Raw genomic sequence first — 22,163 nt, forward strand, 5'->3', positions numbered from 1 at the left:
TGCTGGCACGCGGCTCGAAGCGAAGATACGATGCCGCCATGAACGGAAAGAATCGATACCGCGTACTGGTGGTGGACGACGACGCGCGCCTGCGCGACCTGTTGTCCCGTTACCTGCAAGAGCAGGGTTTCTCGGTGAAGGCGGTCGGCGACTCGCCGCAGATGGATCGCGCCCTTCATCGGGAGCACTTCGACCTCATCGTGCTCGATCTCATGCTCCCCGGCGAGGACGGGCTGAGCATCTGCCGGCGCCTGCGGGCGGCGGAGGATGCCATCCCGATCATCATGCTCACCGCCAAGGGAGACGACGTCGATCGCATCGTCGGCCTCGAGATGGGTGCGGACGATTATCTCGCCAAGCCCTTCAATCCGCGTGAGCTGGTCGCGCGCATTCAGGCGGTGATGCGTCGCCAACCCCAGACCCTGCCGGGCGCACCCACCGCGGAAGACGAAGTCGTGAGCTTCGGCCGCGTCGAGGTCAACCTGGGCACCCGCGCCCTGGTCCGCGACGGAGAGGAGATCCAGCTCACCACCGGCGAGTTCTCGCTGCTCAAGGTGCTGCTGCAGCATCCGCGCCAGCCGCTGTCGCGCGACAAGCTGATGGAGCTCGCGCGCGGCCGCGAATACGGCGTGTTCGACCGGGCGATCGACGTGCAGGTATCCCGCCTGCGCAAGCTGGTCGAGGACGACCCCTCCAAGCCGCGCTATATCCAGACGGTGTGGGGCTTCGGTTATGTATTCGTGCCCGACGACGCCAAGGCTGCCGAAGCCGCCGAAGCCGTCGAAGAGTGAGCGCTTCCTCGCTCGCGTCGCGCGTGCTCACCGGATGGCTGCCCCGCAGCCTGCTGTGGCAGACCTTCCTGATGATCGCGCTGCTCTTCGTGCTCGCGCTCGGCGCCTGGTCGCAGATCTTCCGTTACTTCGAGGAACCGGCGCGCGCGCGTGACGTGTCGCAGATCATCGTCAGCGTGGTGAATCTGACGCGCACCGCACTGATCAATGCCGACGCGGAGCGTCGCACCGATCTCCTGATCGAGCTCGCCGCGCAGGAAGGCATTCGCATCTACCCCGCCGAGCCGACCGACGAGATCCTGCCGCTGCCCGACACGCGACCGATCCGCCTGCTGATCGCCGAGGTCCGCGCCCAGCTCGGCGAGCATACCCGCTTCGCCTCGCGCTGGAAGTCGCTCGACGCCTTCTGGGTGAGCTTCCGGCTCGACCAGGACGACGAGGACGAATACTGGGTCATGCTCGCGCCCGAGCGCTTCGAGCGCATCGAGGCGCTCGAATGGCTCACGTGGGGCTCGGCAGCGATGCTGGTGGCGCTGCTGGGCGCCTATTTCATCGTGTCCCGCATCAGTTCCCCGCTGCGCCATCTCGCCAAGGCCGCGCGCCAGGTCGGCAGCGGGCGGACGCCGCCGCAGCTCACCGAGACCGGCCCGCAGGAGATCGCCCTCGTGACCCGTGCCTTTAACCGGATGGCCGGCGACATCGCGCGCACCGAGGCGGATCGCGCGCTGATCCTCGCCGGCGTCTCGCACGACCTGCGCACGCCGCTCGCCCGCCTGCGGCTCGGCGTCGAGATGTCGGGCGCGCCGGAAGACGAGGTCACCGCGATGGTGACCGACATCGACGAGATGAACCGCATCATCGGCCAGTTCCTCGACTACGGTCGTGGCGAACCGCAGGAGCCGGTGCAGCAGGTGGATCTCGCGGCACTGGTGCGCGAGATGACCGAGCCCTACCGCCTGCGTGGGGTCGCGATCGACACCGAGGTGCCCGACACCTTGCGCGTCCCCGCCCGCGCGCTGCCCTTGCGGCGCGCGCTCGCGAACCTGATCGACAATGCCCTGCGCTACGGCGCGCCGGACGGCCCCCTGCAGGTGAGCGTCTATCCCGAGGGACACGAGGTCTGCATCGAAGTCGCGGACCGTGGGCCGGGCATCCCGGAGGAAGAAGTGGAGCGACTGCGCCAACCTTTTTCCCGTCTCGAGGTCGCACGCAGTAATACCAAGGGCGCGGGGCTGGGCCTGGCGATCGTGGAGCGCGTCATGCGCAGCCACCAGGGTCGCCTCGACCTGCTGCCGCGCGAGGGCGGCGGGCTCCGCGCCATCCTGCGGCTTCCCTCACGGGCGAGCGCGTCGGGACGCGCTAGAATGCGCGACGCCCTCGACCGGGGCGATGACAAATGAACGCAATGCAGACCCAGAAGAACGCCCCACCGACCCCCTACCAGCTGCTCGGCGGCGAGACCGCGGTGCGCGCGCTGGTCGATCGCTTCTACCAGCTGATGGACGAACTGCCGGAGGCGTGGGATGTTCGCAAGATGCACGCCGAGGAGCTCGGCGGCTCGGCCGAGAAGCTGTTCCTGTTCCTGTCCGGCTGGTTCGGCGGGCCTGACCTGTACGTGCAGCGCTACGGGCCGCCCTTCCTGCGGGCGCGCCACCTGCCGTTCGCGATCGGCAGCGCCGAGCGCGACCAGTGGATGCTGTGCATGCGTCAGGCGATCGAAGAACAGGTCGCCGACCCTGCCCTCCGTGCCCGGCTAGTGGCGGCCTTTGCCGGGCTCGCCGATCACATGCGCAATCGCGCGGATCCCCCGCACGACGGGCAGTCGCTATAATTCCGCAATATGAAATTCCTTTTCGATCTCCTCCCCGTCATCCTGTTCTTCGGTGCCTACAAGTTCGCCGGTGCCAGTCCAGAAGCTTCGCATGAGCTCGCCGCACGCTGGCTTGGCGACGGCATCGCGGTAAGCCAGGCGCCGATCCTGCTCGCCACTGCAGTGGCGATCCTCGCCACCGTTGCTCAGATCGCCATCGTATGGACGCGCCACCGCAAGGTGGACACGATGTTGTGGGTCAGCCTCGGGATCATCGTCGTCTTCGGCGGTGCGACCCTCTTCTTCCACAACCCGACGTTCATCAAGTGGAAGCCGACCGCGCTCTATTGGCTGTTTGCCACGGTGCTCGGCGTGTCCGCACTGGTTTTCCGCCGCAATCTGATCCGGCGCATGATGGAGGTGCAGATCCGCCTCCCCGATGCCGTCTGGGGACGACTGAACCTGGCCTGGATCCTGTTCTTCGCGCTGATGGGGGTGCTGAACCTCTACGTCGCCTACAACTTCAGCGAGGAGGCCTGGGTGAACTTCAAGCTCTTCGGCGGCATGGGGCTGATGTTCGCCTTCGTGCTCGGCCAGGGGTTCTACCTTTCGCGTTATATCGAGGAGGAAGCACACTGATGTTCTACGCCCTGATCGGTGAGGACGCGCCCGGCAGCCTCGAGGCTCGCATGGCTTCGCGCCCCGCCCATCTCGCCCGTCTCGAGGCCTTGCGCGACGAAGGACGCTTGCTCGCAGCCGGCCCGATGCCGGCGATCGACGCTCCCGACCCCGGCGCGGCGGGCTTCGTCGGCAGCCTGGTAGTGGCCGAGTTCGCCGACCAGGCCAGCGCCGAGCGCTGGCTGGCAGAAGATCCCTACGTCAAGCAGGGCGTGTTCGCCCGTACCACCGTCCGCCCATTCAAGAAGGTCTTGCCGTGAGCGTGCCCGAACGTCTTCGCGAACGCCTGACGGCGCTCTCCCCGCTCGAGATCGACATCCAGGACGACAGCGCCCTGCACGCGGGGCATGCCGGTGCGCGCGACGGCGGCGGGCATTACCGCCTGTACATCGTCTCGGCCGCGTTCGAGGGCAGGAACACGGTCGCCCGTCATCGACTCGTCTACGAGGCGGTCGGCGACATGATGAAGAAGGAAATCCACGCGCTCGCCATCCGTGCCGTTTCGGCCTCCGAGGCCGGCAAGTAAAACCACCCCAGAAGGAATCCAGATGAAACCGTTCCAGAACCGTCTCGCCGTCGCCGTCCTTGCGGCCTTCCTGAGCCTGCCGGCTGCCGCCCAGTCGGTCGCCACCGTCAATGGCGTCGCCATTCCCGCCTCCCGCGCCGACGCGATGATCGCGGAACAGAAAGCTCAGGGCGCGACCGACAGCGCCCAGCTGAAGGACGCGGTACGCGAGGAGCTGATCCGCCGCGAAGTGCTGAGTCAGGAAGCGAGCCGCAAGGGCCTCGACAAGAAGGGCGACGTGCAGGCGCAGATGGACATGGCCCGTCAGGCGATCCTGATCCGCGCCTATCTGCAGGACTACGTGAAGGCGAACCCGGTCAGCGACGCCGAGCTGAAGGCCGAATACGAGACGATCAAGGGCCGCCTTGGCGACAAGGAATACAAGGCCCGTCATCTGCTGCTCGAGACCGAGGACGAGGCAAAGGCCGCCATTGCCAAGCTGAAGGGCGGGACCAAGATCGAGGACCTCGCCAAGGATTCCCGCGATCCGGGCTCGAAGGAGCGTGGCGGCGACCTCGGCTGGGCCAACCCGAATTCCTTCGTGAAGCCGTTCTCCGAGGCGATGGTGGCCCTCCAGAAGGGCAAGTTCACCACGACCCCGGTCAAGAGCGACTTCGGCTACCACGTCATCCTGCTGGAGGACGTACGCGACCTCAAGGCGCCCGCGTTTGACGAGGTCAAGCCGCAGCTGCAGCAGCGCCTGCAGCAGCAGAAGATCGAGCAGCACATGATGGAACTGCGTAACAAGGCCAAGGTGCAGTAAGCCCTCGGCTCCGTGCGGCGCGCCGCGCCGCACGCGCAGGCTCAAAAAAGAATGGCCGACGGGGATTCCGCCGGCCATTCCTTTTCATGCCGCCCCCCTTCCAGGGCGGGCGGCATGCGCTCAGAACAGATCTTCAGGCATTTCGAGTGCGCCAGCGGCGCCATTGACGACCGTGTAGGACAGCCCGCCCGCCTGCGACATCACGTGGTCCGCGTAGAAGCGGGCGGTGATGATCTTCGCACGATAGAAATCGGCATCGCCGTCACCCGCAGCGAGCTTCTCCTGGGCGACGAGCGCGGCGCGCGCCATCTGCCAGCCACCGGCGACGATGCCGAGCAGCTTGAGGAAGGGCACGGAGCCGACCGAGGCCGCCTTGATGTCCGCCTTGTAGGTGGCGAGGATGAAGGCGACCGCTTCCTCGACGGCGACCACGCCCGCGGCGAGCGACTTGCGGATCGCGGCGAAGGCCTCGCCCTCGGTGGCGGCCAGCTGATCCCCAACCGCGCGCATCTCGTCCAGCACCAGGCCGATGACTTCGCCATTGTCGCGCGCGACCTTGCGGCCGATCAGGTCGTTGGCCTGGATCGCGGTCGTGCCCTCGTAGATCGGGGTGATGCGGGCGTCGCGGAAGTACTGCGCCGCACCGGTCTCCTCGATGTAGCCCATGCCGCCGTGCACCTGCACGCCAGTCGAGGCGATGTCCACCGAGGTCTCGGTGAACCAGCCCTTGACCACCGGAATCATCAGGTCGACGAAGGCCTGGCTCTTCGCCCGCACGGATTCGTCGGCGTGACGGTGAGCCTTGTCGCTGGCGGCGGCGACCACGAAGGCGATCGCGCGCATCGCCTCGGTGTGGCTGCGCATCCACATCAGCATGCGGCGCACGTCGGCGTGCTTGATGATCGCGACCTTCGGGCCACCGCGCACGCCGGCCTCGGTGCCCTGAATGCGGTCCTTGGCGTACTGGCGGGCGAGCTGGTAGGCACTCTCGGACAGCGCCAGGCCTTCCAGACCGACCGCGAAGCGCGCCTCGTTCATCATGATGAACATGTACTCGAGGCCGCGGTTCGGCTCGCCGACCAGGGTGCCGATCGCACCGCCGTTGTCGCCGAAGGCGAGCACCGCGGTCGGGCTGCCATGGATGCCGAGCTTGTGTTCGATGGACACGCACTGCACGTCGTTGCGTGCGCCGAGGCTGCCGTCGGCGTTGACCATGAATTTCGGCACGACGAACAGCGAGATGCCCTTCACGCCTTCGGGCGCGTCCGGCAGGCGGGCGAGCACGAGGTGGATGATGTTCTCGGTGAGGTCGTGGTCGCCGTAGGTGATGAAGATCTTCTGGCCGAAGATCTTGTAGGTGCCGTCACCCTGCGGCTCGGCCTTGCTGCGCACCGCGGCGAGGTCGGAGCCGGCGTTGGGCTCGGTCAGGTTCATGGTGCCCGTCCATTCGCCCGACACCATCTTGGGCAGGTACATCGCCTTCTGCTCGTCGCTGCCGGTGAGCAGCAGCGCTTCGATCGCGCCATTGGTCAGCATCGGGCAGAGGGTGAAGGAGACGTTGGCCGAGTTCCACATTTCAGTGACCGCGGTGCCGATCAGCGAGGGCAGGCCCTGGCCGCCGAACTCGGGCTCGGCTGCGAGCGCGGCCCAGCCGGACTCGGAGAACTGGGTGTAGGCGTCCTTCCAGCCGGGCACGGTCTTGACATCACCATCGACCCACTTCGCGCCTTCCTGGTCGCCGATCCAGTTGAGCGGAGCGAGCACACCACTGGCGAACTTGTCCGCCTCTTCCAGGATGGCGTCGACGAGGTCGACCGAGACTTCCTCGTTGCCCGGCAGGGCCGCGACTTCGTCGAGGCTGGCGAGCTCGCGCATGACGAATTGCATGTCACGAATCGGTGCAGAGTAGTTGCTCATTGTGCTGGAACTCCAGGTTTGTCAGCAGGCGCGCGCGAGAGAAATTCCCGCTCGCAAGGTTTCATTTGTTCGACAGGTAGCGCTTGTCATCGAAGGCAGCGACCAGTCCGGGGCGGTAGACCACGAGAAGGGTGACTACCGCACCGCTGAGCCACGCTTCCGCGAAGCCGAGCAGCAGGAAATACGGCAGGTAATCGGTACTGAGGAACTCCGCGCTGTAGGCGCCGGCCAGCAACAGGGCCAGCGAGGCGAGCGCCCCCTGCGCCATCACGGTCAGCGCCGCCCCGGCAAAGCTCATCACGAAAACGAAGATGAAGAAATGCGGCGGCAGCACGCGCTCCACGACGCGTTGCAGCGCCGAGGCGAATCCCACCGGTCCGGCGACCATCAACACGAAATTGACCGGCCAGGCGGACCATTCGATTGCGCCGTTGAGCGTTATGCCGGTAAGTGCGAGCGCCATCACCAGCATCGCAAGACGCGCTCCGTAGATCAGGGTGGCAGCCATCGCACCGAGGAGATGCAGGTTGAGGCCGGGTTTCACCCCGGCCTTCATGCTCCACATCAGGGTCAGCACGACCGCACCAGCGAGCGCCGCGTGAAGCAGGCCCTGGTCGGACAGTCGCGACCAGGGCGCGCGTCGAAGCGCTCGGTACAGAATGACGCCGGCGGCGACCATCATGAAGCCATGCCACGCGAAGGAAAAAAGCGAAGCGGTCAGATTCATGCGGTCCTGCCGGTGCCTTTCCGGATCAGATCGCGGCTGTCAGTTCCGGCACGACCTGGAACAGGTCGCCGACCAGGCCGTAGTCGGCCACCTGGAAGATCGGTGCTTCCGGATCCTTGTTGATCGCCACGATCACCTTCGAATCCTTCATGCCCGCCAGGTGCTGGATCGCGCCCGACACGCCCACCGCGATGTACAGCTGCGGGGCGACGACCTTGCCGGTCTGGCCGACCTGGTAGTCGTTCGGGCAGTAGCCCGCATCGACCGCCGCGCGGCTCGCGCCGATCGCCGCGCCGAGCTTGTCGGCGAGCGGCTCGAGCAGGCCGTGGAAGTTCTCCGCGCTGCCCAGGCCGCGACCGCCGGCGACGATCACCTTGGCCGCGCCCAGCTCCGGGCGCTCGCTCTTGACCAGCTCGCGGCTGACCAGCGCCGACAGCCCGAGATCGGCCGCCGCCGGCACGCTCTCGACCGCGGCCGCGCCGCCCTCGCCCGCCGCCTCGAAGGCGGTGGTGCGCACGGTGATCACCTTCACCGCGTCCGCGCTCTTGACCGTGGCGAGCGCGTTGCCCGCGTAGATCGGGCGCACGAAGGTGTCGGGCGCCTCGACCGCGACGATCTCCGAGATCTGCGCCACGTCGAGCAGCGCCGCCACGCGCGGCGCCATGTTCTTGCCCGCGGGGGTGGCTGCGGCCAGGATGTGGCTGTAGCCGCCCGCCAGGCCCTTCACCAGCTCGGCCACGTTCTCCGCGCCCTGCGCCTCGTAGTGCGGCGCATCGCACACCAGCACCTTGGCCACGCCGGCGATCTTCGTCGCCGCCTCGCCGACCGCGCCGCAACCGGCGCCGGCCACCAGCACATGGACCTCGCCACCGAGCTGCGCGGCCGCGCCGACCGTGTTGAGGGTGGCCGCCTTGAGCGACTGATTGTCGTGTTCAGCAATAACCAGAATCGCCATGTCAGATCACCTTTGCAACGTTCTTGAGCTTGTCGACCAGTTGGGCCACGTCCGCCACCATCTCGCCCGCCTTGCGCTGCGCCGGCTCGCTCACCTTGAGCGTGGCCAGGCGCGGCGCGACATCGACCCCGAGGTCGGCCGGCTTGACCGTCTCGAGCGGCTTCTTCTTGGCCTTCATGATGTTCGGCAGGGTCGCGTAGCGCGGCTCGTTCAGGCGCAGGTCGGTGGTCACCACCGCCGGCAGCGTCACCGACAGCGTCTCCACGCCGCCGTCGATCTCGCGCATGACCGAGGCCTTGCCGTCGGCGATCGACACCTTGGAGGCGAAGGTCGCCTGCGGCCAGCCCGCCAGCGCAGCCAGCATCTGGCCGGTCTGGTTGGCGTCGTCGTCGATCGCCTGCTTGCCGCAGATCACCAGCTGCGGCTGCTCCTTGTCGCACACCGCCTTGAGCAGCTTGGCCACCGCCAGCGGCTGCAGCTCGGCATCGGTCTCGACCAGGATGCCGCGGTCCGCGCCCATCGCCATCGCCGCGCGCAGCGTCTCCTGGCTGGCCGCCAGTCCGCAGCTCACCGCGACCACCTCGGTCGCCACGGCGGCCTCCTTCAGCCGAACCGCCTCTTCCACCCCGATCTCGTCGAACGGGTTCATGCTCATCTTCACGTTGGCGATATCCACACCGCTGCCGTCCGCCTTCACGCGGACCTTCACGTTGTAATCAACCACGCGCTTGACGGGAACAAGGATTTTCACTGTGCAGCGCTCCTCTTCAGGTCGTTTTCAGCAGGGCCGGCGGGGCGCCGGCTGCTTCGATTATCTCATCGCAGCTCGGAATTGACACTCGAACTGTCGCAGAACACAATCCATCCATACGCAGCGGTATGGCTTGCATACGGTAGCGTATGGACGCCTAATCGTCAATACTAGACCGTATGGAACCGACCACCAGAAAGCCCCGCACACAGCTCGACCGCTCTGCCTGGACGCGCGCCGCGATCGAGGTCCTCGCCGAGGAGGGTATCGCCGGCCTGCGGGTGGAGGTGCTGGCCAAGCGGCTCAAGGTGACCAAGGGCAGCTTTTACTGGCATTTCCAGGACCGTCGCGACCTCCTGGTGGCCATGCTCGATGAGTGGAAGGAGGGCCGCATCAAGGACATCATAAAGCAGACGCGCGCAGTTCCCGGTCGCGAGCTAGAACAGATCTACCACGTCATCGACGTCTACAGCACCAGCCGGAGCCGGCGCGGCATGCTGATCGAACTTGCGGTGCGCGACTGGGCGCGACGGGACCCGCAGGCGGCGGCGATCGTCGCCGAGGTCGACGAGGTGCGCCTGAAGTGCGCGCGCGACCTTTTCCTCGCCTGCGGCTTGCCGCTGGAGGAGGCTTCCAGTCGCTGCATGCTGCTCTATGCCTATGTGTTCGGCATTTCGCTGATGATCTACGACAAGTTCGAGGCCGACATCCCCCGGCTCAAGCAGGACATCGCAGACGTCATCGCGCGTTCGGGCAACGCCCGCTATGCGCTGGCGAGCCCAGCGGCATAGCGCAGGCGCGGCAGCGCGGCGAGAGCGTTGCACGTGGTCGCGGCGACCGCCTCATCCACCGTGATGTCGCGCAGGCGGGCGAGCAGCTCCGCGTAGCGTCCGATGTTGGCCGGTTCGGTACGCCGCCCCTGGCCCCAGGCCGGGGGAATGTCGGGCGCATCGGTCTCGAGCACGATCGCCTCGAGGGGCAGCGCTGCGGCGAGGCCGCGAATCCGGCTCGAGCCCTCGAAGGTCATCGCGCCCCCGAAGCCGAGGCGGAAGCCGAGCGCGATGAAGGCTTCGGCCTGCTGCCGGCTGCCATTGAAGGAGTGGGCGATCCCGCCGGGCACCTCGATTCGCCTGAGCTGCTTGAGGATGGCGTCCTGCGCGCGTCGCAGATGCAGGATGACGGGCAGCCCATGCTTGCGCGCCAGCCGCAACTGGGCGACGAAATAGCGCTCCTGCAGCGCCGGGTCCACGTCGGTGACGAAATGATCGAGCCCAATCTCGCCGACCGCGACGACCTCGCTTTCCGCGAGCCGCTCGTCGAGGAGCTCGAGGTCCTCCTCGCGCGCGCCGCCGACATACATCGGGTGAATGCCATAGGCGTGGGCGACGTCGCGATGGACGCGCGCCAGCCGGGCCACCGCATCGAAGTTGGCAGCCTCGACCGCGGGGACCACGAACGCGCCGACACCGCCGGCGCGCGCGGCAGCGATGGCCGCGTCGCGGTCGGCCTCGAACGCGGCGGCATCGAGGTGGATGTGGGTGTCTACCAGCACCGGAGGGCCGGGCTCAGCGCCCCTTCCACTGCGGCGGACGCTTGCCGATGAAGGCATCGATGCCTTCGGCGGCGTCCTCGCTCATCATGTTGCACGCCATCACTTCGCCGGCGAGCTGATAGGCGGCATCGAGTCCCATCTCAAGCTGCTTGTAGAACATCTGCTTGCCGGCTCCGATCGCCACCGCCGATTTCGCCACGATCGCGCCCGCGAGGCGGGCGACCTCGTCGTCGAGCTGCTCGAGCGGCACCACGCGATTGAGCAGGCCGCGGCGCTGGGCCTCCGCGGCGTCGATGAAGTCGCCGGTGACGAGCATCTCGAAGGCCTGCTTGCGCCCCATGTTGCGCGACAGGCCGACGCTCGGGGTGGCGCAGAAGAGGCCCACGTTGATGCCGGACACCGCAAAGCGCGCCACGTCGGCCGCGACCGCGAGATCGCACATCGACACCAGCTGGCAGCCGGCGGCGGTGGCGATGCCGTGCACCCGCGCGATCACCGGCTGCGGCAGCTCGGTTAGCTTCATCATCAACTTGCTGCACAGGCGGAACAACGCCTGCTGGTAGCCGAGGTTATGGTTGGCCCGCATCTGCTTGAGATCGTGTCCGGCGCAGAAAGCCTTGCCGGCGCCGGCGATCACCACGACACGGACGCGCTCGTCCTGCGCGATCGCGTCGAGTTCGGCGATAAGCGCCTCGATAAGTTCAGACGACAAGGTGTTGAACTGGCTGGGCCGGTTCAGGGTCAGGGTCGTCACACCGCCATCGTCGCTTCGCACGACCAGGGCTTCGTCGACCGGGGTTGGAACAGCGCTCACGTCTCTACTCCTCTTTTCATTCTGGATCGGGGATTGAACTCATAGGCGCCCGGTGCCCGCCACCCCCGGCGGACATCGGGCGCCGGCGCGGACCTCAGTCGAAGGCGCCCGCGGACTTCGCCTGATCGCGCAGGACGAACTTCTGGATCTTGCCGGTCGAGGTCTTCGGCAACTCGCCGAACACCACCTTCTTCGGCACCTTGAAGCCGGCCAGATGCTCGCGGCAGTGGGCGACGATGTCTTCGGTCGTGACTTCCGCCCCGCTCCGCAGTTCGACGAACGCGCAGGGCACCTCGCCCCACTTCTCGTCGGGCATCGCGACCACGGCCGCCGCCATCACCGCCGGATGCCGGTAGAGGGTGTCCTCAACCTCGATCGAAGAGATGTTCTCACCGCCGGAAATGATGACGTCCTTGGAGCGATCCTTGATCTTGACGTAGCCGTCGGGCTGCATCACCGCGAGGTCGCCGGTGTGGTACCAACCGCCGGCGAAGGACTCGTCGGTGGCCTTCTCGTTCTTCAGGTAGCCCTTCATCACGAGGTTGCCGCGGAACATGATCTCGCCCATGGTCTCGCCGTCCCAGGGCACAGGCTCCATGGTCGCCGGGTCGAGCACGGTGATCGCTTCCTGGGCGTGGTAGCGCACGCCCTGGCGGCCATTGAGGACGACCTGCTCGGCGAGCGGCAGATCCTGCCACTCGTCGTGCTTGGCGCATACCGAGGCCGGACCGTAAGTCTCGGTGAGGCCATAGACGTGAGTGAGGTCGATGCCGATGTTGGCCATGCCCTCGATCACCGCAGCCGGGGGCGGCGCGGCGGCGATCAGGCCGGAGACCTTGTGGTTGATGCCGTGACGCCACTCCTCGGGCGAATTCGCCATCATCGAATGGACGATCGGGGCGCTGCAGTAATGGGTGACGCCATGGTCGCGGATCGCATCGAAGATCAGCCGCGGATCGACCCGGCGCAGGCAGACGTTGACGCCGGCATTGGCCGCCATCGTCCACGCGAAACACCAACCATTGCAGTGGAACATCGGCAGCGTCCACAGATACACCGAGTGCGGCGGCATGCCCCAGGAGACGATGTTGGACATCGCGTTGAGGTAGGCGCCGCGGTGATGGTAGACCACGCCCTTCGGGTTGCCGGTCGTGCCCGAAGTGTAGTTGAGCGAGATCGCGTCCCACTCGTCGCCGGGCTGCTCGAAGACGAAGTCCTCGCTGCCGCCGGCAAGAAGAGCCTCGTACTCGATGGTGCCGACGCGCTCGCCCGGACCGGTGTATTCGCTGTCGTCGACGTCGATGACGATGAGATCGGGGCGCTGCGCGAGCTCGATCGCCTTCTTCACCATGCGCGAGTATTCGCGGTCGGTGATCAGCACCTTCGCCTCGCCGTGGTTGAGCATGAAGGCCACCGCCTCGGCATCGAGCCGGGTGTTGAGGGTGTTGAGTACCGCCCCCGTGCCGGGCACGCCGAAATGGCACTCGAACATTTCCGGGGTGTTGTTCAGCACCACCGCGACCGTGTCGTTCTTGCCGACGCCGAGCTGGCGCAGTGCGGAGCCGAGCCGGCGTGCGCGGCGGTAGCTTTCGAGCCAGGTGTAGCGGCGCTCGCCGTGGATGACGGCGACGCGGTCGGGATACACGTAGGCGCTGCGCTCGATGAAGGTCAGCGGGCTCAGCGGGACGTAGTTGGCCGGGTTCTTTTCCAGCGCGTGGTCGTACGGCGACGGCTTGGTGTCACTCATGGTTTCTCCCTCTCCAGTGATGGCTGTCGGACGAAAGGCCGAAGCCTGCCGACAGCGCTCGATGGTAGTCGATCTTCGTCCGGGATTCCGATCGAGTTCGGCGAGCCACGCAGCCAGGGCGGGGCGGGGGCCGGTCATGCGCACTCAGGAGGCGGCCGCGTGCGTGTCGGTCACGCGTACGTACAGGGCGCGGCCGACCGAGGCCCACTGGCGGCGCTCCTCTTCGAGCGCGGCCGCGGTCAGCGGAAGCTTGTGCAGCCAGGAGGCGGGAGCGTCGAGCGCGAACCCCCGGCCCTCGCGGGCGAGCTTGATCGGCGGTACGCCGCGCTTGTCGCGCGCCCGATGGATCACCACCGCGATCCGCATGCAGGCGATCAGCAGCCAGTCGATGCTGCCGGGATCGATGCCGGCGACGCGTTCCAGCTTGCCGCGGTGCGACAGCACCAGACGCGCGAGACGGCCCTGATCCATGCGGGAAAAACCCGGCATGTCGGCGTGCGCGAGGATGTAGGCGCTGTGCTTGTGGTAGCTCGAGTGCGCCACGGACACGCCGATCTCGTGCAGCATCGCTGCCCAGCGCAGGAAGCGCTGGTCCTGATTGTCTTCTTCACGCGTCTCCGGCGCGAGCTGTCCGAGCAGGTGGCAGGCGGTCTCCGCCACCTGCTGTGCCTGCACCTGGTTCACCCGGTAGCGATTGACGAAGGCTTCCACCGTGGCGTCGCGCAGATCGTGGTGGTGGTAGCGCCCGAGCAGGTCGTAGAGCACACCGAGTCGCAAGGCGCCATCGGCGAAGTTCATCTGCTCGACGCCGAACTCCTTGAAGATTGCACTCATGATGGCGAAGCCGCCGGCGAAGATCGGCAACCGGTCGCCGCGCAACCCGGCGAGCCTGAGTTCGTCTACGTTGCCCGCGCGCAGGAGAAGTTCCCTCAGCTTCTCCAGCCCATCGCGGGTGATGCCGCCGGCGGTCAGCCCGTTCTGCTCGAGCACCTCGGCGAGCGCCTTGGCGGTGCCGCTCGAGCCGATCGCCTCCTCCCAGCCCGCGTCGCGATAGTCGCCGACGATGCTCTGCAGCTCACGGCGGGCGGTGAGCTCGGCCTCCTTCAGATTCCGCTTGTCGATCCGCCCATCGGGGAAGAAGCGCATGGTGTAGCCGACGCAACCCATGTAGCGCGATTCGAGCAGCTGCGGCTCGAAGCTCTTGCCGACGATGAACTCGGTCGAGCCGCCTCCGATGTCGACCACCAGCTGCTGGCGATGGGGGTTGGCGAGCGAATGGGCGACGCCGATGTAGATCAGGCGCGCCTCCTCGCGGCCGGCGATGACCTCGATCGGGAAGCCGAGCGCCTCCTCGGCGCGGATCAGGAAGTCGGGGGCGTTCTTCGCCACGCGAAGGGTGTTGGTCGCCACCGCGCGAACCCGTTCGGGCGCAAAATCATGTAGACGCTCGTTGAAACGACGCAGCGCGCTTACCCCGCGCTGTTGCGAAGCGATGTCGAGCCGCTTGTCGGGGCCCAGCCCCGCGGCCAGTCGCACCGGATCCTTGAGGCCGTCGAGCGGGTAGATCTGGTCGTTGACGATCCGCCCGACCTGGAGACGAAAACTGTTTGAACCCAGGTCCACCGCGGCAATCAGATCGCGCATCATGTTCTCTTGTTGGAACGCCAACGGCGTCGAAACGGCGATTTTAGCACTCGAGCCGCAGCAGGCCCCAAGCCCGGCCGGGGTCGTGCGCTCGTCATGAAGCGGCAATATAAATGTCACATAATCGGGGCCGGGCCCAATCCGTCGGACGCATCATGTACACACCGAACAGCAGCAATCGCTACCCTCCCGAGCACTTCATCAACCGAGAACTCTCGCTGCTAAAGTTCCAGCGCCGCGTGCTCGCCCAGGCTGCCGACGAGAACGTCCCCCTGCTCGAGCGGCTGCGTTTCCTCTGCATCGTCTCGAGCAATCTGGACGAGTTCTTCGAGGTCCGCGTTTCCGGCATCAAGGAGCAGATCCGCACCGGCAGCCGCATCGCCGGCAACGACGGGCTTTCGCCGATCGAACTGCTCGGCCGCGTCAGCACCGAGGTGCACGAGATCATCGGCGAGCAGTACGCGCTGCTCAACGACGAGATCCTCCCGGCGCTCGCCGTCGAGGGCATCGTCTTCCCGCGGCGCAGCGAATGGACCGCCGCCCAGCAGGCCTGGATCGCCGGCTACTTCGAGAGGGAGGTGATGCCGGTCCTCACGCCGATCGGCCTCGACCCTGCGCACCCCTTTCCGCGCGTACTCAACAAGAGCCTGAACTTCGCGGTCGAACTCGAAGGGCGCGACGCCTTCGGCCGCGACTCGGGCTTCGCCATCGTGCAGGCGCCGCGCGCGCTGCCGCGCGTCATCCGCCTGCCGCAGGACCTGTGCCCGGAACCATTCGGCTTCGTCTTCCTGTCCTCGGTACTGCACGCGCATGTGGACCGGCTCTTCCCGGGCATGCAGGTGACCGGCTGCTACCAGTTTCGCGTCACCCGCAACTCCGACCTGTTCGTCGACGAGGAAGAGGTCAAGGACCTCCGCGTCAGCCTCAAGGGGGAGTTGCAGCAACGTCATTTCGGTGACGCCGTCCGCCTCGAGGTGGCGGACAACTGCTCGGACGAGATGGCCGACTACCTGCTGCAACACTTCCGCCTCGGTCGCGAGGACCTCTATCGCACGCCGGGCATCGTCAACCTGGTGCGCCTGATGCAGGTGCTCGACTGGGTGGATCATGCCGATCTCCAGTACCGTCCCTACACCCCCGGCCTGCCGCGCGCGCTCGAGCACCGGCGCGAGATCTTCGGCGCCATCCGCGCCCAGGACATTCTTCTCCACCACCCCTTCCAGAGCTTCGCTCCGGTGATCGAGCTGCTGCGCGCGGCCGCCGAGGATCCCCAGGTGCTCGCGATCAAGATGACCGTGTATCGCACCGGGACCGACTCGGTGCTGATGGAGCACCTGCTGCGCGCCGCGCAGAAGGGCAAGGAGGTCACCGTCGTGCTCGAACTGATGGCGCGCTTCGACGAGGAGGCGAACATCACCTGGGCCAACCGACTCGAGGAGGTCGGGGTGCACGTCGTGTACGGCGTGTTCGGCTACAAGACCCACGCCAAGCTGCTGATGGTGGTGCGTCGCGAAGATGAAGGCCTGCGCCGCTACGTCCACATGGGTACCGGCAACTACCATCCCCGCACCACCCGCTTCTACACCGACTTCGGCCTGCTCACCTGCAACGTCGAGATCGGCGAAGACGTCGCGTCGGTCTTCAAGCAGCTCACCGGCCTCGGCCGCGCCTCTGAGCTGCGCCACCTGTGGCAGGCGCCCTTCTCGCTGCAGCCGAACGTGGTCGCCGCGATCCGGCGCGAGGCGGAGATCGCCGCCCAGGGCCGCAAGGGCCGCGTCATCGCCAAGATGAACGCGCTGCTCGAGCCCGAAACCATCGAGGCGCTCTACGAAGCATCGCAGGCGGGCGTCGAGGTCGACCTCATCGTGCGCGGGCCGTGCGCGCTGAGGCCCGGCGTGCCCGGCCTGTCGGAGAACATCCGCGTGCGCTCGGTCATCGGCCGCTTCCTCGAGCATCACCGCATCTTCTATTTCCACGCCGACGGCGAGGACCACACTTATCTTTCGAGTGCCGACTGGATGGACCGCAACTTCTTCCGCCGGATCGAGATCGCCTTCCCGGTGCTCGACCCCCGCCTCAAGCGTCGCGTCATGAAGGAGGGTCTGCGCGCCTATCTAGGCGACAACTGTCAGGCCTGGGAGATGCAATCCGATGGGAGCTACAAGCGCAAGTCGCCGCGCGGCACCCGGCGCGCGGCGCAGCTGATACTGCTCAACGAGCTCGCGGCGCGGACTTGATCACGGCCGCGGGGCACGGGGGGCGAGCGAATTCGGGCACAATGCGAGTGTCTTCATTCACCGCCCTTCCCCCGCCATGCCCAAGCTGATCCATCTCGTCGCCGGCGCCCGCCCCAACTTCATGAAGATCGCGCCGATCGTGCGCGCCCTCGAACGCCAGCCCGAGCGATTCGCCTACCGGATCGTGCACACCGGTCAGCACTACGATCGCGAGATGAGCGAGGTCTTCTTCGACGAGCTCGGAATTCCGCAACCGGACCACCACCTCGACTGCGGCGGCGGCAGCCATGCCGAGCAGACCGCGAAGATCATGGTCGCCTTCGAGAAGGTGTGCCTGCAGGAACGGCCCGATTGCGTGCTCGTGGTGGGCGACGTCAATTCGACCCTGGCCTGCTCGATCGTTGCCAAGAAGATGCACATCCCGGTGGCCCACGTCGAGGCCGGACTGCGCAGTGGCGACCGCGACATGCCCGAGGAGATCAACCGCCTGGTGACCGACAGCATCAGCGACTGGTTCTTCTGCACGGAGCCTGCGGGTGTCGACAACCTGCTCGCCGAAGGAAAGCCGAAAGCGGCGGTGTTCCATGTCGGCCACGTCATGGTCGACAACCTGCTGTTCCAGCGCGAGCGCCTCGGCGGCACTGACAGCGGATCCTTCCCGTCGGCAGCGCTCAAAGCCGAGCTCGGGCGCTACGGCATCGTCACCCTGCACCGGCCTTCAAATGTCGACGAACCCGAGGTGCTGGCCGGCATCGTCGACGCGTTGAACACGATCTCGGCAGATCTTCCTCTCGTGTTCCCGGTCCATCCGCGCACCCGTGCCAACCTCGAACGCTTCGGCATCACGCCCGGGCCGCGGATTCGCCTCATCGGGCCGGCGGCCTACATGGACTTCCTCAATCTGTGGAAGGACGCGGTCTTGATCCTCACCGACAGCGGCGGCCTGCAGGAAGAGTCGACCGCACTCGGCGTGCCCTGCCTGACCCTGCGCAGGAACACCGAACGGCCGATCACGGTGGACGAAGGCACGAACGTGCTGGTCGGTACCGACCCCGCGGCGATCGTGCGCGAAGCGCGCGCGATCCTCGGTGGCAAGGGCAAGTCCGGCCGCCGGCCGGCGTTGTGGGACGGCCGTGCGGCCGAGCGCATCGTCGAGCTGCTCGATCGCGCGCTCGCCACGGCCTGAGCCGAAGCCGTCGAAGGCAGCGGCTCAGCGCCGCTGCACCTCGTTCACCCCGGACACTTCGCGGATCATCTGCATCGCGCGTCGCATTTCCCCCACGCTGCCCACCTCGAGGGTGAAGCGCATCGAGGCGGTGCCCTTCTTGGTGAGCGTATTCACCGCGATGACGTTGATCTTCTCGCGCGAGAGCACGTCGGAAATGTCGCGCAACAGCCCCTGGCGATCGCCCGCCTGCACCTCGATCGAGACCTGGTAGAGCCCGCCCTTGCTGGCGAAGGCCTCCTCGCCCCACTCGGCGGCGATCACCCGCTCCGGATGCTGGCGCACCAGTTCCTTGAAGTCGGGGCAGTCCACCCGGTGGATCGAGATGCCCCGCCCGCGGGTGACGAAGCCCTCGATCGCATCCGGCGGCGCCGGCTTGCAGCAGCGCGATAGCGCGGTCATCAGCTTGCCCACGCCAGCGACCAGGATCTTGTCGGTGTTGTCGCCCGAGCGGCTGCGGCCGACGACGATGCTATCGGGTTCGGGCGGTGTCGGCGCGGCCACCGCGTCGGCTGCGCGCAACGCCACCTGCACCGCGCGTGGCCCCACCTCGCCGCGCCCGGCGGCGAGAAAGAGCGCGTCGGCGTTCTTGAAGCCGAGCCTGTCCGCGAGGCCCTCGATGTTTGCCTGGCCGTGGCCGTCGCGCTGCATCTCCTTGGTGACAAAGCTGCGGCCGCGGGCGAGCAGGTCCTCTTCGTCCTGCTGGGCAAAGTAGCTCTTGATCTTGCTGCGCGCGCGCGCAGTGGCGACATAGCCCTGGCGCGGGTCGAGCCAGTCGCGCGAAGGCCCGCCTTCGCGCACGGTGACGATCTCCACCGTTTGCCCGCTCTCGAGCGGCGTGTTCAGCGGCACCAGGTGGCCATCGATCTTCGCCCCTCGGCAGCGGTGGCCGAGACTGGAGTGCACCCGGTAGGCGAAGTCCACCGGGGTGGCGCCACGCGCGAGGTCGATCACCCGGCCCTGCGGGGTCAGCACGTAGATGGTGTCGTCGAGCGAGGCGCGCTTGTACTGCTCGAGCCAATGCGCCGAGTCGGCAACCTCGTCACGCCACGACAGCAGATTTCGCAGCAGCGCGATCTTTTCGTCATAGTCGCCGCCGCGGCTCGCACCTTCCTTGTAGCGCCAGTGGGCGGCCACGCCCAGTTCGGCGTGCCTGTGCATGTCGAAGGTGCGGATCTGCACTTCGAGCGCGCGGCCGTCGCCCGCCAGCACCGCGGTGTGCAGCGACTGGTAGTTGTTGCCCTTGGGCTTGGTGATGTAGTCGTCGAACTCCTGCGGGATCGGCTGCCAGATCTGGTGCACCACGCCAAGCACCGTGTAGCAGTCCCTGATCTCCTTCACCAGCACCCGAAGCGCGCGGATGTCGAAGACCTGCGAGAAATCCAGCCGCTTCTTCCGCATCTTGCTGTAGATGCTGTAGATGTGCTTGGGCCGGCCGGTGATCTCGGCCTCGATGCCGACCGCGGCGAGCTCGCTGCGCAGCCTCGCCATCGCGTCGTGGATGAACTGCTCGCGCTCGACCCTGCGCTCGTCGAGCATTTTCGCGATGCGCTTGTAGGTGTCGGGCTCGATGAACCGGAAGGAGAGATCCTCGAGCTCCCACTTGAGCTGCCACACGCCGAGCCGGTTGGCCAGCGGCGCGTAAATGTCCAGGCTCTCGCGCGCGATCTCGACGCGTGCCTCGTGCTCGACATTGGTGAGGTGGCGCAGGGTCTGGGTGCGCGAGGCCAGGCGCAGCAGGACGACCCGGATGTCCTCGACCATCGCCAGCAGCATCTTGCGCAGCACTTCGAGCTGGGCGCGGATCTCGGGCGTCGCCGCATTGGCGGTGCGGTGGGTGATGAGGCGCAGCCCGTTCAGCCGGCGCAAACCATCGACCAGCCGTATCACGCCCGCGCCGAAGCGCTGCTCCAGCGCGCTGGCGTAGTCCTCATCGTAGTCGCCCACCGCGAACAGCAGGGCGGCGGCACGCGCCTCGGCGTCGAGCCGCAGCGAGGCGACGATCAGCGCTGCGCCCAGGGCATGCGTGCGCACCGACTCGCCGGTGCTCAGGCGGCGCTCGTCATAGATGCTCTCCGCATAGGTGAGAGCCTGTTCTACGAGGCTGCGATCGACCTCGCCGAGACCTTCTGCGAGCAACTCGATCGACGCCGCGGCGTCGGTGGGGGAAACGGCATGCGTGACGGAAACCATGACGCGGATTATCCCACAAGCGCCAGGTGGCGGCCGCGGGCGCGACGACTCAACCCAGCCCGAGGCGCTCGCCGCGATAGCTGCCGTCGCGCACGCTGCGCCACCACTCCTCGTGATCGAGGTACCACTGCACCGTCTTGCGCAGGCCGCTGTCGAAACTTTCCTGCGGCACCCATCCGAGTTCGCGCTGGATCTTGCCGGCGTCGATCGCGTAGCGCAGATCGTGGCCGGGACGGTCGTCGACGTAGGTGATCAGGTCGCGATAGTGGTCGATGCCCGCCGGCCGCTTGATCGGTGCGAGCGCCTCGAGCAGTTCGCAGATCTGATGCACCACCTCGACGTTGCGTCGCTCGTTGTGGCCGCCGATGTTGTACTCCTCGCCCACCCTGCCCTGTTCGAACACCAGGGTCAGCGCGCGCGCGTGATCCTCGACGTAGAGCCAGTCGCGCACCTGCTGGCCGCTGCCATACACCGGCAGCGGCTTGCCCTCGAGCGCGTTGAGGATCATGAGCGGGATGAGCTTCTCGGGGAAATGGTAGGGGCCGTAGTTGTTCGAGCAGTTGGTGACGAGGATCGGCAGGCCGTAGGTATGGTGCCACGCTCGCACCAGGTGGTCGGAGGCGGCCTTGCTCGCCGAGTACGGGGAATTCGGCCGGTAGCGGGTCTCCTCGGTGAACAGGCCGGTCTCGCCGAGGCTGCCATACACCTCGTCGGTCGACACGTGATGAAAGCGGAAGTCCCGCCGGTCCTGCTCGTCGAGTTCGCGCCAGTGCCGGCGCGCGGCCTCGAGGAGGTTGTAGGTGCCGAGCACGTTGGTCTCGACGAACACCCGCGGGCCGTCGATCGAGCGGTCGACATGGCTCTCCGCGGCGAGGTGGATCACGCCGTCGGGACGGTGGCGCTCGAAGACCCGCTGCAGCGCGTCGGCGTCGCGGATGTCGACCTTCTCGAAGGCGTAGCGCGGATCGGCGGCGACCGCCGCAACCGAATACAGGTTGCCCGCATAGGTCAGACAGTCGACGTTCACCACGCGATGCGCGGTCTCGCCGATGAGGTGGCGCACCAGCGCCGAACCGATGAAACCGGCGCCGCCGGTGACGAGGATGGTCTTGCTCATGGCGTCCTCACGAACGGGATGGCGATGGGTCTTCGGCGTCGTAGCGCGGCAGGCGCTCGCGCGCGAACTCGGCCAGACACGGCGCCACGGCGTCGCGCGCAGAAAGCTCGGGCGCCTCGACCGGCCACGGGATGGCGAGCGCCGGATCGTTCCACGCCACGCTGGCCTCCGCCGCGGGATTGTAGAGCGCGGTGCACTTGTAGGCGAACAGCGCACTCTCGCTGGTCACGCAGAAGCCGTGTGCGAAACCTGGCGGGACCCACAGCTGGCGGCGGTTGGCGTCCGACAGCACGACCGCTTCCCATTGGCCGTAGGTCGGTGAACCAACGCGGATGTCCACCGCGACGTCGAACACTTCGCCTTCGAGCACATAGACGAGCTTGCCCTGGGCGTCAGGATTCTGGAAGTGCAGTCCGCGCAACACCCCGCGCCGCGAACGCGAGAGATTGTCCTGCACGAACGGCAGCTCGAGACCGGCCGCCGCGTAGCGCTGGGCATTGAAGGTTTCCATGAAGAAGCCGCGGTCGTCGCCGAACACCTGCGGCTCGAAGATCAGGACGCCTGGCAGACGGGTGCGGAGAACGTTCATGGGGAGTGCGGGCCCGACGGATTGGGAAAGGAGGACATCTTGCCACCGACCACGCCCGCGGGAGAAGCGCAGCCCGCGGGCAAGCTTC

At 67.0% G+C, this 22,163-nt stretch carries 21 protein-coding genes; 10 read left to right on the plus strand and 11 right to left on the minus strand.

The window, feature by feature from the left end:
• Window positions 1-38 precede the first annotated feature (38 nt).
• From ompR to BB334_RS04460, 7 genes are read left to right on the plus strand one after another with little or no spacing between them, the layout of a single operon-like run.
• Window positions 39-791: an osmolarity response regulator transcription factor OmpR gene (ompR, locus tag BB334_RS04430; protein ID WP_068804862.1), complete on the plus strand. Its 753-nt coding sequence runs from the start codon at window positions 39-41 to the stop codon at window positions 789-791.
• Window positions 788-2,191, plus strand: a complete 1,404-nt coding sequence (locus BB334_RS04435; protein ID WP_408646415.1) for an ATP-binding protein — start codon at window positions 788-790, stop codon at window positions 2,189-2,191. Before ompR ends, BB334_RS04435 begins: the two co-directional genes overlap by 4 nt.
• Window positions 2,188-2,622 (plus strand): group II truncated hemoglobin, encoded by a 435-nt coding sequence (locus tag BB334_RS04440; RefSeq protein ID WP_408646416.1) that lies wholly within the window; start codon window positions 2,188-2,190, stop codon window positions 2,620-2,622. Before BB334_RS04435 ends, BB334_RS04440 begins: the two co-directional genes overlap by 4 nt.
• Window positions 2,623-2,631: 9 nt before the next feature.
• On the plus strand, window positions 2,632-3,240 hold the full coding sequence (locus BB334_RS04445; protein ID WP_068804869.1) for a septation protein A: 609 nt from the start codon (window positions 2,632-2,634) through the stop codon (window positions 3,238-3,240).
• A complete protein-coding gene (locus tag BB334_RS04450; RefSeq protein ID WP_068804872.1) occupies window positions 3,240-3,539 on the plus strand; it encodes a YciI family protein in 300 nt (99 codons plus the stop codon). The genes BB334_RS04445 and BB334_RS04450 overlap by 1 nt, the downstream gene beginning before the upstream one ends.
• Window positions 3,536-3,805, plus strand: coding sequence for a BolA family protein (locus BB334_RS04455; protein ID WP_068804875.1), 270 nt, complete (start codon window positions 3,536-3,538; stop codon window positions 3,803-3,805). Before BB334_RS04450 ends, BB334_RS04455 begins: the two co-directional genes overlap by 4 nt.
• A 22-nt stretch (window positions 3,806-3,827) precedes the next feature.
• Window positions 3,828-4,607, plus strand: a complete 780-nt coding sequence (locus tag BB334_RS04460) for a peptidylprolyl isomerase (RefSeq protein WP_068804878.1) — start codon at window positions 3,828-3,830, stop codon at window positions 4,605-4,607.
• A 120-nt stretch (window positions 4,608-4,727) separates the two neighbouring features.
• Here the strand turns inward: BB334_RS04460 and BB334_RS04465 are convergent, their stop codons facing one another.
• The 4 genes from BB334_RS04465 to BB334_RS04480 form a co-directional block, all read right to left on the minus strand.
• Window positions 4,728-6,524 (minus strand): acyl-CoA dehydrogenase C-terminal domain-containing protein, encoded by a 1,797-nt coding sequence (locus BB334_RS04465; protein WP_068804881.1) that lies wholly within the window; start codon window positions 6,522-6,524, stop codon window positions 4,728-4,730.
• A gap of 61 nt (window positions 6,525-6,585) precedes the next feature.
• Window positions 6,586-7,251, minus strand: a complete 666-nt coding sequence (locus BB334_RS04470; protein ID WP_068804885.1) for an energy-coupling factor ABC transporter permease — start codon at window positions 7,249-7,251, stop codon at window positions 6,586-6,588.
• Window positions 7,252-7,276: 25 nt separating this feature from the next.
• Window positions 7,277-8,206, minus strand: a complete 930-nt coding sequence (locus BB334_RS04475; RefSeq protein WP_068804888.1) for an electron transfer flavoprotein subunit alpha/FixB family protein — start codon at window positions 8,204-8,206, stop codon at window positions 7,277-7,279.
• A gap of 1 nt (window position 8,207) precedes the next feature.
• Window positions 8,208-8,957 carry an electron transfer flavoprotein subunit beta/FixA family protein gene (locus BB334_RS04480; protein ID WP_068804891.1) on the minus strand — a complete coding sequence of 250 codons (750 nt, stop codon included), beginning with the start codon at window positions 8,955-8,957 and terminating at the stop codon, window positions 8,208-8,210.
• 179 nt (window positions 8,958-9,136) lie between these two features.
• Here BB334_RS04480 and BB334_RS04485 point away from each other — a divergent pair, with 179 nt between their 5' ends.
• On the plus strand, window positions 9,137-9,748 hold the full coding sequence (locus BB334_RS04485) for a TetR/AcrR family transcriptional regulator (protein WP_068804893.1): 612 nt from the start codon (window positions 9,137-9,139) through the stop codon (window positions 9,746-9,748).
• On the opposite strand, the gene BB334_RS04490 is transcribed toward BB334_RS04485, so the two are convergent.
• From BB334_RS04490 to ppx, 4 genes are all read right to left on the minus strand, one after another.
• Window positions 9,721-10,509: a TatD family hydrolase gene (locus tag BB334_RS04490; protein ID WP_068804898.1), complete on the minus strand. Its 789-nt coding sequence runs from the start codon at window positions 10,507-10,509 to the stop codon at window positions 9,721-9,723. The genes BB334_RS04485 and BB334_RS04490 overlap by 28 nt on opposite strands.
• Window positions 10,510-10,522: 13 nt before the next feature.
• Window positions 10,523-11,323 carry an enoyl-CoA hydratase gene (locus BB334_RS04495; RefSeq protein WP_068804901.1) on the minus strand — a complete coding sequence of 267 codons (801 nt, stop codon included), beginning with the start codon at window positions 11,321-11,323 and terminating at the stop codon, window positions 10,523-10,525.
• A 94-nt stretch (window positions 11,324-11,417) separates the two neighbouring features.
• A complete protein-coding gene (locus tag BB334_RS04500; RefSeq protein WP_068804904.1) occupies window positions 11,418-13,070 on the minus strand; it encodes an acyl-CoA synthetase in 1,653 nt (550 codons plus the stop codon).
• A gap of 144 nt (window positions 13,071-13,214) precedes the next feature.
• Window positions 13,215-14,717 carry an exopolyphosphatase gene (gene ppx / locus BB334_RS04505; protein ID WP_068804907.1) on the minus strand — a complete coding sequence of 501 codons (1,503 nt, stop codon included), beginning with the start codon at window positions 14,715-14,717 and terminating at the stop codon, window positions 13,215-13,217.
• Window positions 14,718-14,869: 152 nt separating this feature from the next.
• Between ppx and ppk1 the strand changes: the two genes are divergently transcribed.
• Both ppk1 and wecB read left to right on the plus strand, forming a co-directional pair.
• Window positions 14,870-16,951, plus strand: a complete 2,082-nt coding sequence (ppk1, locus tag BB334_RS04510) for a polyphosphate kinase 1 (RefSeq protein ID WP_068804910.1) — start codon at window positions 14,870-14,872, stop codon at window positions 16,949-16,951.
• Between the two features lie 76 nt (window positions 16,952-17,027).
• Entirely contained in the window at window positions 17,028-18,137 is a 1,110-nt protein-coding gene (gene wecB, locus BB334_RS04515; protein ID WP_068804913.1) for a non-hydrolyzing UDP-N-acetylglucosamine 2-epimerase, read from the plus strand.
• Window positions 18,138-18,161: 24 nt separating this feature from the next.
• Here the strand turns inward: wecB and BB334_RS04520 are convergent, their stop codons facing one another.
• Genes BB334_RS04520 through rfbC form a run of 3 tightly spaced genes read right to left on the minus strand, consistent with a single transcriptional unit; the run spans window position 18,162 to window position 22,075 of the window.
• Complete coding sequence (locus BB334_RS04520) at window positions 18,162-20,369, minus strand: RelA/SpoT family protein (RefSeq protein ID WP_068804915.1); 2,208 nt, start codon at window positions 20,367-20,369, stop codon at window positions 18,162-18,164.
• A 49-nt stretch (window positions 20,370-20,418) separates the two neighbouring features.
• On the minus strand, window positions 20,419-21,486 hold the full coding sequence (rfbB, locus tag BB334_RS04525; protein WP_068804918.1) for a dTDP-glucose 4,6-dehydratase: 1,068 nt from the start codon (window positions 21,484-21,486) through the stop codon (window positions 20,419-20,421).
• Between the two features lie 7 nt (window positions 21,487-21,493).
• Window positions 21,494-22,075 carry a dTDP-4-dehydrorhamnose 3,5-epimerase gene (rfbC, locus tag BB334_RS04530; RefSeq protein WP_068804920.1) on the minus strand — a complete coding sequence of 194 codons (582 nt, stop codon included), beginning with the start codon at window positions 22,073-22,075 and terminating at the stop codon, window positions 21,494-21,496.
• Between the last annotated feature and the right edge of the window lie 88 nt (window positions 22,076-22,163).

The organism is Thauera phenolivorans, assembly GCF_001696715.1.
Classification (GTDB): domain Bacteria; phylum Pseudomonadota; class Gammaproteobacteria; order Burkholderiales; family Rhodocyclaceae; genus Thauera; species Thauera phenolivorans.

What these genes read in the sequence shown, in the direction of transcription:
- BB334_RS04470 (WP_068804885.1), bottom strand. Translation starts at nt 7,251, where the DNA reads ATGAATCTGACCGCTTCGCTTTTTTCCTTCGCGTGGCATGGCTTCATG.
- wecB (WP_068804913.1), top strand. Translation starts at nt 17,028, where the DNA reads ATGCCCAAGCTGATCCATCTCGTCGCCGGCGCCCGCCCCAACTTCATG.
- BB334_RS04500 (WP_068804904.1), bottom strand. Translation starts at nt 13,070, where the DNA reads ATGAGTGACACCAAGCCGTCGCCGTACGACCACGCGCTGGAAAAGAAC.
- BB334_RS04520 (WP_068804915.1), bottom strand. Translation starts at nt 20,369, where the DNA reads ATGGTTTCCGTCACGCATGCCGTTTCCCCCACCGACGCCGCGGCGTCG.
- ppx (WP_068804907.1), bottom strand. Translation starts at nt 14,717, where the DNA reads ATGATGCGCGATCTGATTGCCGCGGTGGACCTGGGTTCAAACAGTTTT.
- BB334_RS04440 (WP_408646416.1), top strand. Translation starts at nt 2,188, where the DNA reads ATGAACGCAATGCAGACCCAGAAGAACGCCCCACCGACCCCCTACCAG.
- ppk1 (WP_068804910.1), top strand. Translation starts at nt 14,870, where the DNA reads ATGTACACACCGAACAGCAGCAATCGCTACCCTCCCGAGCACTTCATC.
- BB334_RS04465 (WP_068804881.1), bottom strand. Translation starts at nt 6,524, where the DNA reads ATGAGCAACTACTCTGCACCGATTCGTGACATGCAATTCGTCATGCGC.
- ompR (WP_068804862.1), top strand. Translation starts at nt 39, where the DNA reads ATGAACGGAAAGAATCGATACCGCGTACTGGTGGTGGACGACGACGCG.
- BB334_RS04460 (WP_068804878.1), top strand. Translation starts at nt 3,828, where the DNA reads ATGAAACCGTTCCAGAACCGTCTCGCCGTCGCCGTCCTTGCGGCCTTC.
- BB334_RS04450 (WP_068804872.1), top strand. Translation starts at nt 3,240, where the DNA reads ATGTTCTACGCCCTGATCGGTGAGGACGCGCCCGGCAGCCTCGAGGCT.
- rfbC (WP_068804920.1), bottom strand. Translation starts at nt 22,075, where the DNA reads ATGAACGTTCTCCGCACCCGTCTGCCAGGCGTCCTGATCTTCGAGCCG.
- BB334_RS04445 (WP_068804869.1), top strand. Translation starts at nt 2,632, where the DNA reads ATGAAATTCCTTTTCGATCTCCTCCCCGTCATCCTGTTCTTCGGTGCC.
- rfbB (WP_068804918.1), bottom strand. Translation starts at nt 21,486, where the DNA reads ATGAGCAAGACCATCCTCGTCACCGGCGGCGCCGGTTTCATCGGTTCG.
- BB334_RS04485 (WP_068804893.1), top strand. Translation starts at nt 9,137, where the DNA reads ATGGAACCGACCACCAGAAAGCCCCGCACACAGCTCGACCGCTCTGCC.
- BB334_RS04475 (WP_068804888.1), bottom strand. Translation starts at nt 8,206, where the DNA reads ATGGCGATTCTGGTTATTGCTGAACACGACAATCAGTCGCTCAAGGCG.